This is a genomic window from Planktothricoides raciborskii GIHE-MW2 (assembly GCF_040564635.1).
Classification (GTDB): Bacteria; Cyanobacteriota; Cyanobacteriia; order Cyanobacteriales; family Laspinemataceae; genus Planktothricoides; species Planktothricoides raciborskii.
Genome location: NZ_CP159837.1, coordinates 6,700,761 through 6,714,941, shown reverse-complemented (window position 1 = coordinate 6,714,941; position 14,181 = coordinate 6,700,761). Strand labels below are relative to the sequence as shown.

Annotated in this window: 14 protein-coding genes; 7 read left to right on the top strand and 7 right to left on the bottom strand. The window is 44.0% G+C overall.

All coding sequences use genetic code 11. The features are described 5' to 3' along the window. Nucleotides 1-128: 128 nt before the first annotated feature. From ABWT76_RS28630 to ABWT76_RS28620, 3 genes are all read right to left on the bottom strand, one after another. The gene (locus ABWT76_RS28630; protein ID WP_354635329.1) at nucleotides 129-1,475 is read right to left on the bottom strand and encodes a cation:proton antiporter; all 1,347 of its coding nucleotides are present in this window, start codon (nucleotides 1,473-1,475) and stop codon (nucleotides 129-131) included. A gap of 215 nt (nucleotides 1,476-1,690) precedes the next feature. Then, nucleotides 1,691-2,023 (bottom strand): P-II family nitrogen regulator, encoded by a 333-nt coding sequence (locus ABWT76_RS28625; RefSeq protein ID WP_054466629.1) that lies wholly within the window; start codon nucleotides 2,021-2,023, stop codon nucleotides 1,691-1,693. 79 nt (nucleotides 2,024-2,102) lie between these two features. Continuing rightward, a complete protein-coding gene (locus ABWT76_RS28620) occupies nucleotides 2,103-3,221 on the bottom strand; it encodes a sodium-dependent bicarbonate transport family permease (RefSeq protein WP_354635328.1) in 1,119 nt (372 codons plus the stop codon). A 1,052-nt stretch (nucleotides 3,222-4,273) separates the two neighbouring features. On the opposite strand from ABWT76_RS28620, the gene ABWT76_RS28615 reads away from it, so the two are divergent. From ABWT76_RS28615 to ABWT76_RS28585, 7 genes are all read left to right on the top strand, one after another. Continuing rightward, nucleotides 4,274-4,588: a DUF433 domain-containing protein gene (locus tag ABWT76_RS28615; RefSeq protein ID WP_190876893.1), complete on the top strand. Its 315-nt coding sequence runs from the start codon at nucleotides 4,274-4,276 to the stop codon at nucleotides 4,586-4,588. 18 nt (nucleotides 4,589-4,606) lie between these two features. After that, a complete protein-coding gene (locus ABWT76_RS28610; protein WP_199317203.1) occupies nucleotides 4,607-4,855 on the top strand; it encodes a DUF5615 family PIN-like protein in 249 nt (82 codons plus the stop codon). A gap of 703 nt (nucleotides 4,856-5,558) precedes the next feature. After that, entirely contained in the window at nucleotides 5,559-6,611 is a 1,053-nt protein-coding gene (locus ABWT76_RS28605; protein WP_354635327.1) for a hypothetical protein, read from the top strand. Between the two features lie 42 nt (nucleotides 6,612-6,653). Then, the gene (locus ABWT76_RS28600) at nucleotides 6,654-7,106 is read left to right on the top strand and encodes a DNA methyltransferase (protein WP_354635326.1); all 453 of its coding nucleotides are present in this window, start codon (nucleotides 6,654-6,656) and stop codon (nucleotides 7,104-7,106) included. Continuing rightward, nucleotides 7,103-7,258, top strand: coding sequence for a hypothetical protein (locus tag ABWT76_RS28595; RefSeq protein ID WP_354635325.1), 156 nt, complete (start codon nucleotides 7,103-7,105; stop codon nucleotides 7,256-7,258). Before ABWT76_RS28600 ends, ABWT76_RS28595 begins: the two co-directional genes overlap by 4 nt. A 258-nt stretch (nucleotides 7,259-7,516) precedes the next feature. Beyond that, a complete protein-coding gene (locus ABWT76_RS28590) occupies nucleotides 7,517-7,900 on the top strand; it encodes an Eco57I restriction-modification methylase domain-containing protein (RefSeq protein WP_354635324.1) in 384 nt (127 codons plus the stop codon). Further along, complete coding sequence (locus ABWT76_RS28585) at nucleotides 7,901-9,001, top strand: hypothetical protein (protein WP_354635323.1); 1,101 nt, start codon at nucleotides 7,901-7,903, stop codon at nucleotides 8,999-9,001. A gap of 393 nt (nucleotides 9,002-9,394) precedes the next feature. On the opposite strand, the gene ABWT76_RS28580 is transcribed toward ABWT76_RS28585, so the two are convergent. The 4 genes from ABWT76_RS28580 to ldpA all read right to left on the bottom strand — a co-directional run bounded on the left by ABWT76_RS28580 (nucleotide 9,395) and on the right by ldpA (nucleotide 14,004). Continuing rightward, on the bottom strand, nucleotides 9,395-9,865 hold the full coding sequence (locus ABWT76_RS28580; RefSeq protein ID WP_231636787.1) for a helix-turn-helix domain-containing protein: 471 nt from the start codon (nucleotides 9,863-9,865) through the stop codon (nucleotides 9,395-9,397). Between the two features lie 73 nt (nucleotides 9,866-9,938). After that, complete coding sequence (locus ABWT76_RS28575; RefSeq protein ID WP_231636788.1) at nucleotides 9,939-10,367, bottom strand: DUF6932 family protein; 429 nt, start codon at nucleotides 10,365-10,367, stop codon at nucleotides 9,939-9,941. A 461-nt stretch (nucleotides 10,368-10,828) separates the two neighbouring features. Continuing rightward, complete coding sequence (locus tag ABWT76_RS28570) at nucleotides 10,829-12,628, bottom strand: R3H domain-containing nucleic acid-binding protein (RefSeq protein ID WP_242049667.1); 1,800 nt, start codon at nucleotides 12,626-12,628, stop codon at nucleotides 10,829-10,831. 143 nt (nucleotides 12,629-12,771) lie between these two features. Further along, entirely contained in the window at nucleotides 12,772-14,004 is a 1,233-nt protein-coding gene (ldpA, locus tag ABWT76_RS28565) for a circadian clock protein LdpA (RefSeq protein ID WP_354635322.1), read from the bottom strand. Nucleotides 14,005-14,181 lie beyond the last annotated feature (177 nt).

Below are 14,181 nucleotides of genomic sequence, written 5' to 3'. Positions count from 1 at the left end.
ATGCTTCGCCCCAGCACAATAGACATTTCCAATAATTGCCCGTCACAAAGCCATATCAAGGCTTTATATCTGATTTATGGAAATGTCTAATGGTGAGAACCGTGGCAAAACCTTTACTCACTCGCTGTTTATTCAGCAGTGCTAGATTCTGGGATGGGATTTGTCGATGAACCAAAGGCAACCCGTAAAAAAGGCGGAGCCAGAAAAGTGGTCAAGATCACCATGATAATAATCGACACCTCCAAGGGCTTATCCAAAATGCCGCTCGCCGAGCCAATCCCCGCAAACACTAGACCCACCTCACCGCGAGGGATCATGCCAACCCCGATCGCGACGCGGTTGATTCCGGGTATGCCAAACACTCCCCAGCCCGTCACCAGTTTGCCAACGATCGCCACCCCGACCAAAAAGACAGCAATCAATAGTCCCGCCCGATTCTCCGGTACAGCCGGGTTCAAAACACCGAGGTCGGCACGCGCTCCCACCGTCACAAAGAAGATGGGTACTAGCAAATCGGCGATAGGTTTGATTAATTCGTCTAACTCGTTCCGGGCATCGGTTTCATCCAGCACCAAACCCGCTGCAAAGGCACCCAAAATCGCTTCGAGATGAATGGCGTTGCCTAAAAATGCCATAAAGAAAGCGAAGATGAATGCTGGAATAACGATATTCCCACGGGTTTTGAGCCGATCCACAATCGCCACAAAAGTCTTGTTAAAGACACCACCCAACAAAATTGAGCCAATCAAAAATGCCGTGGCACTGACAATCAAGTAAATGACATTGACGACATCAATTTCACCAGTTTTGGCTAAACTTGCCACCACTGCCAAGACAATAATGCCGAGGACATCATCAATCACCGCCGCGCCCACAATGATTTGCCCTTCTTTGGATTTGAGTTGACCTAACTCTGACAACACTTTAGAAGTAATGCCGATACTCGTTGCCGTTAACGCTGCCCCCGCAAAAATTGCTGGAATTGCCGCAACATGAAACACCAACATCAATCCTGCTGTACCGGCGGCAAAAGGTGCCGCGACTCCGACACAGGCGACAACCGTGGCTTGAATTCCCACTTGCTTCAGTTGCCGCAGATCGGATTCCAGTCCAATTTCAAACAGCAGAATAATCACGCCGATTTCAGCCAGAACCGAAATCACTTCACTTTGCGACTCAAAGATCCGGGTCAGCGCATCCGGTGCTAATTGATTCAATCTTTGCAGCGCCGTCATAATCACCGAGTCAGAGGCAGACAGCCCCCCTTCGGGAAAGATCACCAGGTGCAACGCCGAAACGCCGACAATCACACCAGCGACCAGTTCCCCCAGGACGGGCGGAAAATCCAATCTTCTGGCGACCTCTGCCCCGAACTTGCTGGCCAGATAAATCACCACCAGCGTCAGCAATACCCCAGACAGAATAATGGGTGAATCCTCAGCAACAACGGTCGCCAGGAATGGCATCGGAGCCATGAGAGCGGCTATCCCCTCACTAAAAGGAGGCAGAATTTGGGACAAAATCATAAGTTTAAAGCGATGAAGGTTAAGGGTTTGAGGAACTCATAAAACTGGGGGGTATGAAAAAGGCAACCCATCGACCACGGTCATGCTTTGGATGCGGTTGCCTGGATTGAGACGAGCCTAGTCGTCAATGAGTGACGCGGGCGAACCGCCATCGTCGTCTCGACTCAACAGCCCTCTGGTCCACAGAAATGTCTCCCGTACAGTACCTCTGCTTCACAGATATAGATAATGCCCGCATAATCGGTGAAAAACTTTATTGCGACCTTATCCGCAATATCCTCAGCCATCTCCCGATTTTCGGTGAGTACCTCGAACTTCACATTAGAATCAGTGTCGGCTGTGCTGGGTTTACCCGTAGAACGCACGTTGCGACTGCCTTTACCGCCAGTATCTACCACCGTATAACCAGTCGCCCCGCATTCATCAATGATCTTGGCGACCTTTTTCATTAAAACCTTTTCTGTGACGATGACGAGCTTGTTGGCTTTCTTGGCCATATTGGTTATCTCCTTAAATTAAGTACATTAATCTAATTGGTCTGCCCGGTCAAGGGAGCGCCGACAGACCGCGACCCGTCTAGGGTTGGATTCCGCCGATCGCTTGGGCAAGACCGATAAAGAACGGGATACACAAGCCGATCGCCACTGGCGTACCAACTGCTGTGGACGCACCTATATAGGCCGATGGATTGGCCGACGGGATACCGGCTCGCAATGTGGGCGGACCTGAGATATCTGAACTGGAGGAGGCGATAACGGCCAGGATCACGACGCCGCCCATGCTGAAGTTCACGGTGTAGTGGGCAATCATGCCGAGACCGAAGGCGATCAGCCCATGGACAAACGGTGCGATTAAACTATACACAACATACCACTGAGCCACCTTACGCAGTTCCCCAAGTCGTGACCAAGCCTCCATCCCCATGACCAGCATCAAGATCGAAAGCAAGCCACGAAAGAGGGGATCGTAGAAGCTTTTATACACACTTTCTGGTTGGGTGAACAGGCCAAGGGCGAGGCCGAGCAGCATTGCCGATAAGGCAGGACCCCGGAGGCTTTCCTCGATAATCGGCCAGATCTTGACTTTGTTATCATCAGGATCCTTTTGCTGGCTGAGATACTCCTGCCGAGTGCTGGGATAATCCCCTGCGGCAACGGGTTGCTTGGTCAAAGACCCCTCCATAGCAGCGCGGGCTAATTCTTTACGCTTTTTGTTGTTAAGGTAAATATTGGCCACAACAATCGCAGTTACGAGCGCAGGGATATCCATGAAGGGATAAAGTGCCGCAGACCATGCCTCAAATGTGATTTTTTGTTCTTCCAGTACCGTCAGACCAGCGGCCATCGTAGAACCACTGACGGCGCCAAACAATCCCCCAGTCGCGATCGCATCCACGGTTTTGACCTTGGGCAGCTTGCCTAATGTGTAGCGGGCGACGAATACAATCACAATCCCTGTGATTGCGGCAAACAATGCAGGTAACAGTACATCCGCCGGATTAGAATTGCGGATCGCCATTCCACCAGTCAGACCGACTTTAGTGAGTAGCATAAAGACGATGATCGTACAAATCGACTCTGGAATTACCAATTCGCTACCAAGGGCAGCAATGATTATCCCCCCAATCAAAAAGGCCAGGGTTGGGGACTGCAACTGCTTAACGAAGTCCATTAGAAAAAGCGACAAAAAATCCACGAATACCTACCTCCTTGTGTCTCCTCTGATGAGGAATATTAGAATAATCAATGAACTGTACGCGGGAGCCGCTATCGATAAATATCGGCGGGGAAATGAATCTGGCATCAGCGATCGATCGCGCACTCAAAAAATACTCAACAACAAACTATTGAGTATGATTGCCTAACGACTTCAAGCTTTCAAAAACTAAGTAATGATAGTTAAATCATTTGGATGTTGTTAACTTTACACTACTCTGATTAGTTATATTGATTTAGCAATTAGAAAAAAATTATGTTTGCATAAAGTTCGCCCTATCGTTTGGATGTTGTTAACTTTACACTACTCTGATTAGTTATATTGATTTAGCAATTAGAAAAAAATTCTGTTTGCATAAGTTTTGCTCTATGGTTCTTAGATCCCTGGCACTGCGAAGCCAGCGATCGGGGGTCGCGATCGCTGTCAGCAGCCCAAAAAATTGTTGCAGCGGCAGAATACAGATTATTGAGGGGATACACAAGTTTCTCTACCGCTGCTGAACTCAAACGTTAAATGCCCTGATTCCCTGGTTGGGGCTTTTTATGAGTATTTATATTGTAGGGTGGGCAGGCATTCCACCATCATATATGGTAGGGTGGGCAAAATACCCACCCGAAGAATGTTAGGGGCTGTGGGATGAATTTTTGTAAATGGGATAACTTTTTTGCTGAGACGCTCATAAACCAAACCGCCTGACAGGTGAGCGATCGCCCATCCTTTAAAGCAAGAATGTCTTTTATTTCATCTAGACTCCAATCGATTTCTGGCAGTAGGGTGTGTCTTTGCGCTGGAGTTATTTTTACATGAAATAATTAACTTTAATTCAGCGCCGTAACGCACCAAACAATATTTTTTTACCACAAAGACACAAAGAAACACAAAGAAAGAAAAGCCAAGTGAGGTTTTTAAGGGGGGTTGGGGCGATCGCTCCGGCATTGTGCCAGAAGTCTGATAAAAATCCGCTCCAGTTATATCCATAGCCCCACCAATGGTTGAAAAATCGCTATTATAAGGTCTATTGAGAAAATCCTATGACCTCTACTGTAACTTATCCTCATATTGAGAAAGTTTCTGGCGAACCCGCAAAATTGCAAAGAATTCCCCGCGTGCTTGTAGCTCAAATTGTGATGGACTATCTAGCTTATGGATGGTCAGTTGAGGAAATTTGCCGTCAACATCCATATTTAAAATTATCAGAAGCTCATGCAGCAATGACCTACTATTTCGAGCATCAACAAGAAATTAACCAAGAAATTCGCACAGAATGGGAACAAGCAGAACAAGCAAAATCCCAGTTGCCGCGATCGCCCTTTTTTGTTCGGATACAAGCCAAAGGATTACGATAAATTTCTCTAAAACTTTATATGGATGTTCATGTTCCCCAGGCAATTACCGATCAGTTGCGTCGTCGTGGGGTTGATGTTTTAACGGCGCTCGATGATGAATCAGCGACGTTAACCGATGAAGAATTACTGGAACGAGTTAGAACACTTGGTAGAGTTATTTTTACCCAAGATATTCTGTTTAAAGCCCTCGCTGAAAATTGGCAACGTCAAGGTCGAGAATTTGCTGGTTTTATTTTTGGACATCAAATGGGAGGAACAATTGGATAGTATGTCAGAGATTTAGAGATAATTGCTCAAGGCTCTGAAATGGATGAATGGCTAAATGCGATCAAACATTTGCCTTTTTCAAAGCGATCGCCTCTGTTTAATTAACCAAGATGCCGCAGTTCAACAATCACAAATTATCTGTTCCCTGGGATTATTTACCCCGATGAAATAATAGCCGTAGGGTGTGTTAGGCGTAACGCACCCTATAATATTTTATACTATATTATAGCGGTTTTTAGGTTAATAAACTACCTTAACCGCCTGGGAATCGTCTTCCCGCCGCTAGAGAGCGAAAGTCGGTTTTAACCGACTGAAATGCTTTTAATATAATGCTTGTAGTCGGTTTTAACCGACTTTCGCTATGAGGCGGGGGTTTTAACCCCCGACGGATGTGATTTACTTTTATTTAAGAGAAATAAAGAGAAAAGTATGGTGTGTCTTTGCGCTGGAGTTATTTTTGCCTCAAATAATTAATCTTAATTCAGCGCCGTAACGCACCAAACACCGATAGATAACCACCGACAAATTTTTCTCATTCTCGATTAAATTAAGCGTTACGGCGGCTGTTTTAATAAAATTTTGGGGAAAATTTGTTAATTTGTGCCGCCTAACGCACCCTACGATAACTATAATCTTATGTTATAAGATTTTATACTATATTATTGTATAATAACAACCATAACCCCAATTCAAGCAATAAGTTATGTCCCTAGGTGAAAACTTTTTCCCAAAAAGCCGCGATTTACTAAATGATTTTCGCTTTGACGATCTATTTATTCAAGAATTAGGCTGGTCGCAACCGGCAACCACAAAACCTATAACTTTAAAAATAGAATCTCAGACTTATGCTTATTCGATGATTGCCCAATTTTCCGGGGTGTTAGTGTTTGAATTTAACGCAGATAATGAGCAAATTGCTGATAAAAAATTATGCAAGGCAATTTATCAGGAAATTGAACAGCTTTATCGGGAAAATTTGCTGATTTTTGTCGATCGCGATCGCAGTCGGAGTTTATGGTATTGGGTGAAGCGGGACGGGACAAAACGATATATTCGCGACCATCTATATATTAAGGGGCAGCCCGGATATTTATTTTTAAGTAAGTTAAGTTCTCTGGTGGTTGAGTTGTCTGACTGGGAACTGGGAGAACCGTCAGTTATCCAAATTGCCGATAAGTTAAAAACTGGCTTTGATGTTGAACGAGTCACCAAGAAATTTTATCAAGAGTTTAAAGAAGAACACTATAATTTTTTAGCCTATATCCAGGGAATTGACCGAGAAAGCGATCGCCGTTGGTACACTTCGGTCATGTTAAACCGCTTGATGTTTGTCTATTTCTTGCAGCGTAAGGGATTTTTGGATCGCGGCAATTTGGACTATCTGCAAAATCAGTTAAAAGCCAGTCAGCAGCGGGGCAAAGACTTATTTTATCGAGAATTTTTACACACCCTATTTTTTGAAGCTTTTGCCAAACCGGAGAAACACCGGGATGAACAGGTGAAAGCCTTAGTCGGTGAGGTGACATATCTGGATGGGGGATTATTTCTCAAGCATAAAATAGAACAAGATTATCCTCAAATTAATATTGCGGATGCGGCATTTGAGCAAATTTTAGACTTATTTTCTCGGTATTCTTGGAACCTGAATGACACCCCAGGGAAACGGGATGATGAAATTAACCCATATGTATTGGGTTATATTTTTGAAAAATATATTAACCAGAAAGCATTTGGGGCGTATTATACTCGCCCGTAAATTACCGAATATTTATGTAAAAAGACGATTTATCAGTAGATTTTGGATCGGGTAAATGCCCATAATCACAGTTTTTTATTTAAAGATATTAATCACCTATTGCTAAATTTAGATAGCGATCGCTGTCAATTGCTACTTCAGGAAATATTGCCCCATTTATCAATATTAGATCCCGCTTGTGGTTCGGGGGCGTTTTTGGTGGCAGCAATGAAGACTCTGATCGGGATTTATAGTGCAGTAATTGGCACAATTCAGCTAAAAGGTAGCCGCGAGTTAAAGCAGTGGTTAAAGGAAACGGAAAAGCAGCATCCGTCCTTAATTTATTTTATCAAAAAGCGGATTATTACCCATAATTTCTATGGGGTGGATATTATGGAAAAAGCCACAAAAATTGCCAAGTTACGGTTATTTTTGTGGCTTTTTCCGCGCAGTCCGTGGCAGAGTTGGAACCGTTGCCGAATATTGATTTTAATATTATGGCGGGGAATTCTTTGATTGGTTTGATTCGGGTTGACGATAAAAGTTTTGATACGGCTGGCAATCTAGATATACTACAGGGTTTGGTTGCGAGTGATTATCAAGCTATTTTAGCGGAAAAAAATCGCAGTATTGAGTTATATAAACAACACGCTTTTCAGTTGGGATAAGTTGGGGGAACTTCTCAGGAAAACCGGCTGCAAATCTTGCGAAATCATATAGAAGATGTGAACCGCGAGTCAATGGCTAAATTAAATCAGTTATTGTTAGATTAGTTTAGTGTAAAGTTGGAAATTAAGTATGAAGCAGCCCAGTTAAAAAGCAAGGGGGAAAAGCGAGTTTTATCCATTGCAGATATGGAACAGTTAAAGCCGTTTCACTGGGTTTATCACTTCGATAAAATTCTTCAGTAAAAAGGCGGCTTTGATGTGATTATTGCTAATCCACCCTGGGAAGTGTTTCAAACTGATGAAAAAGAGTTTTTTCAGCATTATGACAATTTAATTCAAAAGAAAAAACTGGATATACACGCTTGGAAAAAAAAGCAAAAACAACTTTTAGAAGATCCAGATATAGCCCAAGCTTGGTTAGATTATTGCAGTGGATATCCTCATGTGAGTGCTTATTTTAAACAAGCCGAACAGTACAAAAATCAAAATTCTGTTATGAATGGCAAGACTGTAGCCAGAAAAATTAATTTATATTCTCTATTTGTGGAACAATGTTTTAATTTGCTGCATCCCCGTGGGCAATGTGGGATGGTGATTCCCAGTGGAATTTATACAGATTTAGGCAGCAAGCAGCTAAGGTAAATGTTGTTTTCCCAATGTCGCCTTGGTACATTATTTGGTTTATCTAATGAAAGGTTTATTTTTGAAGAAGTGGATCATCGCTTCAAGTTTTGCCTACTGAATTTTGAAAAAGGGGGTCAGACTGAATCATTTAACGCAGCTTTTCGGATCGATCCACGCGAAGCCATCCGCAAAGAACAGTTAGATATTTTTTTAAAAGATGAAAGTGAAAAAGTAGAAATTTCTGTGCCGCTAATTCGTAAACTATCACCGGATTCTATTTCAGTGATGGAGTTTCAGAATCCGTTGGATATTCAAATTGCTGAAAAAATGACTCGTTTTCCCCTCTTGGGCGAACAAATTCCCGGTAAGTGGAATTTGAAGTTAAAGCAAGAGTTTAATATGACCACTGATAGTCATCTGTTTAAAACGGAACCGAAGCCAGGTCGTTTGCCACTTTATGAAGGGAAGATGATTCATCAGTTTACTCACCAGTTTGCTGAACCGAGATATTGGGTGGATGAAAAAGAAGGACGACAAGCAATTATTGGGAAAAAAGGTACAGATATCGGTGAAAAATTAGATTATCAAAATTATCGTTTAGGATTTAGAGCCATTGCTCGCAACACAGATATCCGAACATTAATTATTAGTATGATGCCGTCAAATATTTTTTGTGGTAATTCAGTATTATCAACTTGTAATTTAAATCTTTCAGGATTTGAAATGTTAGCAATGCTAAGTTTGGGAAACTCATTTGTCATAGATGCTTACCTAAGATCGATGGTATCTGCAAATATTAATATGTTCTACATTTACCAACTACCCGTCCCTCGACTCACGGAAGGAGACCCTTATTTTACCGAAATTGTGGAACGGGCAGCCAAACTGATCTGTACCACCCCAGAATTTGATGATTTAGCGGCAGAAGTGGGTTTAGGTTCCCATAAAAACGGTGTGACTGATGAAATGGAACGGGCAAAACTGCGGGCAGAACTTGATGGCATGATTGCCCATTTTTATCAACTCACCGAAACGGAATTTCAACATATTCTGAATACTTTTCCCATTGTCCAGGACGCGGTGAAAGCTGCGGCATTAAAAGCATATACGCAGCAGTAGGGTGTGTCTTTGCGCTGGAGTGATTTTTGCCTCAAACAATTAATTTTAATTCAGCGCCGTAACGCACCAAACAATATTTTTTTACCACAAAGACACAAAGAAAGAAAAAGTAGGGTATGTCTTTGCGCTGGAGTAATTTCTGCATGAATATAATTAAGTTCAATTCAGCGCCGTAACGCACCAAAACCTCAAGATATTAAATTATTAAATTATTAAAATAAGCGTTACGGCAGCTTGGTTAATAAAATTTTGGTGAAAATCTGTCAATGTTTGCCGCCTAACACACCCTACTATAAGAGGACCGACCACCGCGATCGCAAGCCGAAGCGCCCCTACATACGCCCAAATTAATCGCGTAATTTTAGCAAAAATTTTTGCAAGTGGTTTAATTTATCAAAGTTTAGCCATCATCCTAACTTTTTCCTGACGCCATTTAGCTGCACTTTGTTTAACCGCTGCTATTTCCTCAAAATCTACCCGCACGATCGCGCTTTTAAATTCTACCCCCAAAACCGTACTCACTTCCAGAATTTCCCCAAAGCTGGCACATTGATAATCTGTTTCCTCATACTGCCTAACTTGCTGTTCAGAAATCCCTAAAATATCAGCCAGTTCTTGCTGAGTCATTTGGGCGGCTATTCTGGCTTTAATTAAAGCATCAGGCAGCTTATTCATGCTTTCAACTTGAATATAAATCGGCTGATTTTGGTGACAATTAATCAGCATTTCATATTCAGCAATTTCTGCTTTTAATTCTTCAACTTTACTTTGATAGGCATCTCGGTAAAGTTGCCAACGCACAGGCTCGGCTTTTAAACTTTCATTAACTGCCAATTCCGCTACAGACTTTTCAAATCGTCTCAAGCAATCTAAAGTGTTCTGATATTTCTGATATTATTGCTCATTTTTAATAATCATGGGTTCCACCTCGATAAATCTATGGCAATAATTCCTTTGCGGTTATTTGTTCTTGTATCCAATTGACAAAGTCTATGTAGGTTATCCCGTCTTCATTAGCTGGATAGTTAGCGGGAAAAAACTCTCCCCTGTATTTGCTTTTTTGTTCGGCACGTCGTCCAGCAAACTTATATAAAGTAGGAGCGATCGCTTTCAAATAATTAAGATCAACCCCATTGTCGTCCCAGGAAGCATCAAAATCACCAGGTTTTTCTTTACTGGTGACAAAACTACCATTAATATAAATAGTTCTACAGCCTGCTGCTTTTAACTGGGTCATTGCCAATTCTAAACCATCGATCATCCGCTGGCTAGTCAAATTTGTGGCAAATCGGTCTTTAAACTCCTCCCATTCGCAAAAATGAACTCCTGGTGGTAGATTGCCGTTTTCATCAAATTCTGGAATCACGTATATTCAAGCTTCAAATCACGCTTCAAATCACGCTTCAAATTAATTATGTTGCTTGAAATATTATCATATATCATAATTCTATTTACAGGGGTGACAGCGGGTTTCATGTTAATAGAATACTGCACGGGCGAAACATGACCGCATATATAGCAATCCTAAAACAAAATCTAAAATTTGCCCTCACCCCTAACCGACGCCTGCCGCCTCGCGGGGGGCGGATCATGGGAGAGGGGAATCTGAAAATTTCACAAATTCTGCACGGATAGTTATATATTATTCTCATCTCAGAAACCGGGTTTCTTAGTTGCTTAAATAAAGGTGCGTTACGGCGGATAAATATAACTGGTTTTGGCTCAAATATTATGGCCGCCTAACGCACCCTAAGACTTGGCAGGGAACCAAGAAACAAGAAACCGGGTTTTTTTGAGTAAAGTGAGTAAAGTGAGTAAAGTAATAAATTAAGCCGGATAAATCCGCAGACGGCGGTTAGGTTCATCGCCAAAACTGGCAGATTTTAACCGATAATGTTCCACTAACTCATGCTGCATTTTCCGCACTTTGGGCGATCGCGGCAATAATTCCACGGGCTGCCCTTTGGGAATGACGATTTGTTCTACTGCTAACCGGGCTTCTTCCAGGGCTTCTAACTCATGTTCGCTGCCACTTTCACTGAATAACTGAAGGTCAGTTAATTCCGTCATTTCTGCGTCATCCATGTGCAGCATTCGCCGCAAAGAATGAGCGATTTTGGGAATACTGCTGGAGTTAATCGTATAGATGGGAACTTGCCGATTTTTGGCCATTTGTCGCAGTTTAGAGTGGTTTTTGACGTGCGATCGCAACGCTAAAACCGTATCAGCGCTATCAATATCCTTGGTAATCGCGATCGGTAAATTCAGAGATTTCACCACTTGCTCTAAATTTTGATGACTAATCCCATAAGAATAGACATGAATCGGCAAATCTTCCCCATTTGGACCGGCATAATTTTCTACCGAATCGTAATCAAAATCAGCCTGATTAACAGCCCGATTAAATAGATGGTCTGAGGGGGGCAAAGATTCATTCAGCAATTGCTCAAAAGACTTGGGTTCACTCCCTCGGTCGGCACGAGTCTGACGGCCCACATTCAAGTCCATTTGATTGGGCAATGGCTTCATCTTCCCCGAAGACCGCCAACCACTCACCCCAAAAGGTTGCACGGGAATTTTCCCAGAGGATTCAGCACCTCCCTGCTGACTAATCGTCACCTCACCCGTATCGCTGACCGTTCTCACTTGCAGCACAGGTTCGCGGCCCCGCAGCAGGGCATCAATGGTTTCGCTGACCTGTTCGTGGACGACCCACCGTTGGCGTTCCAACATCTCCACCGCAATGGCAAAGGTCGGCGGCGCCTTGCGTTCTAACACGGTTTTTTGACAACCTCGGCGACGGGCTTCATCATCTCCCAGGGTGACAGACTGAATTCCCCCGACTAAATCGGACAGGGTGGGGTTTTTAATCAAGTTTTCAATCTGATTCCCGTGAGCGGTGCCCACCAACTGTACCCCCCGTTCGGCAATGGTTCGGGCGGCCTGGGCTTCCAGTTCGGTGCCAATTTCATCAATCACGATGACTTCTGGCATATGGTTTTCCACCGCTTCAATCATCACCTTATGCTGAAGTTCCGGGGTTGCCACTTGCATCCGACGGGCTCGACCAATGGCTGGATGTGGAATATCCCCATCTCCGGCAATTTCATTGGAGGTGTCAATAATCACCACCCGTTTGTGCAAATCATCTGCTAATACCCGCGCAATTTCCCGTAAAGCGGTGGTTTTGCCAACCCCAGGACGGCCCAACATCAGAATCGATTGGCCACTTTCCACTAAGTCCTGGATCATGTTAATGGTGCCAAAAATTGCCCGACCGACCCGGCAAGTTAAACCAATTACCTCGCCTTTGCGATTCCGCATTCCACTAATCCGATGCAGGGTTTTCTCTATTCCGGCTCGGTTATCTCCACTGAAGCTACCAACGCGAGAAATCGAGTATTCTAAATCCGCTTTGGAGATGGGGGTCTGGGACAGATATTCGGCTCCACCAGGGAAACGAGCTTCCGGCAGTCGTCCCAAATCCATGACTACTTCTACTAAGTTGCCAAGCTGCGGATGCTTTTCTAAGTGTTTCCGAATGGAATCAGGAAAAATCTCCAGCAAAATGTCCAGATCGTCGGTCATCTGAGTCCGCCCGAGATCGACGTTTTCCGACCCAACCATTGATGCTGGCCGATTATTTTGCTTGTGGACGATTTGCATACCGTTGGAATTCACCATATATAAGTCGTGTCGAGAAGTGGGCAGTAAATAAAAGACAACGAGAGAAGGTTTTGGTTAATCAGGGGTTGTGAGTGGTGGTTTGGTCATGGCTTTGTATTATGTGTACTACATTGTAATTCTAAACCCATTTTGAGTTGAGAAACAAGGGAGTTGGCTAAATTAACTGCCTCTACCAGCAAATTGGGGTAATTTTCCAGATAAATGTTGCTCTGGAGTTCTTGGCTACTGAGTTGTTCCAGGCGATCTAATAACGGAGATAACAAGACGCGGGCATAGCTGCCATAGGCAATTCCGGCGATGGTTGGTTGCTCCGTTGCTTGATCTTTTGGTTCAGTGTGATTTCCTGGATGGCTGCTTTTCAGCAAGTTGACCGATCGCAGTTTGCTAACTGTGTGGTGATTGGTGCCACCAGCTAGTTGAACGTACCCCGGAAGTCCCGCCCTGAGAACTTTCTGGCCGAGTTTGATGCTGGCATGGGTGGTGCCTGCGCCGATATCGCCACTCATGGGACGACCGTCGGTTTGCCAAACCAGGGCACAGGGGAGGGGAGAGATGACTTGATGGATTGACCATAGGTAGTCAATTAAGTTTTCTCCGTCGGGACAACTGATGGCTATGAGTTTGAGGGGTGGGCGATCGCCTTGTCCATGTACCCAAGGAGCGATCGCACTCCATAGCCGTTTAAAATCTTCTAAGCGACCAACTTGGGTATGGATTTCTACCGCATCCACCCCGCAAGGTAAAACTAATTCCGCCACCGCTTGGGGGGTGGAGACATAAGAACGAGTTTGAATTAGTCCCAGAGGACAAACCGGGACACAACGCCCGCAACCATAGCATTTGGCGTCGATCACCCCAGCAAAGGCGGCATCGGTCGGAGATTTGGGGAAGGCGATCGCTTCTGCGGGACAAATTTTTTCACAAGGACGGGGACAACTTGGCGGACAAAATGCTGGATCGAATTCCGCTTTTCTAAAATGAGGGTCTTCTCCATCATTTAAGCTCACCATCAGCAGGGGAGTGCGGCCAAAAAATTTCGCTCTTTTCTGGGAAATATCTTCAGCATGGGGGAAAATTCCTTGCGCCACAATTTGCGCCACAATTTGCGCCTCAATTTGCTCTGCAACTTGTAGGGCTGCTTTTGCAGAGGCAATCACCGCCGGATCTGCTGCGACATCAATACAGTCAGCGCCTGCGAGGGCGTAGGCCAAAGTCAGATTTCGCACCGATGGCAGGTGTTGATAACTTGCACCACAAATCAGTTTAAACCAATGGCCTTGTTTCAATGAGTTCAAAGGAGAATTAAGATTGCTCACGCTTATATGCTAATCCGTGATTGCCAAAATTGGTAGGTTTTTTTCCAAATTTTAGGCAGGATTGTCATCCATGACTAGAGCATTTCCCGAAAAAAAATTGTAGCGCTTGTCACCTACGGTGCAGATTTAGGCAAGCGATGGATTTTTACCCTCTATATCTAGAGTTTTCCGGGGTTT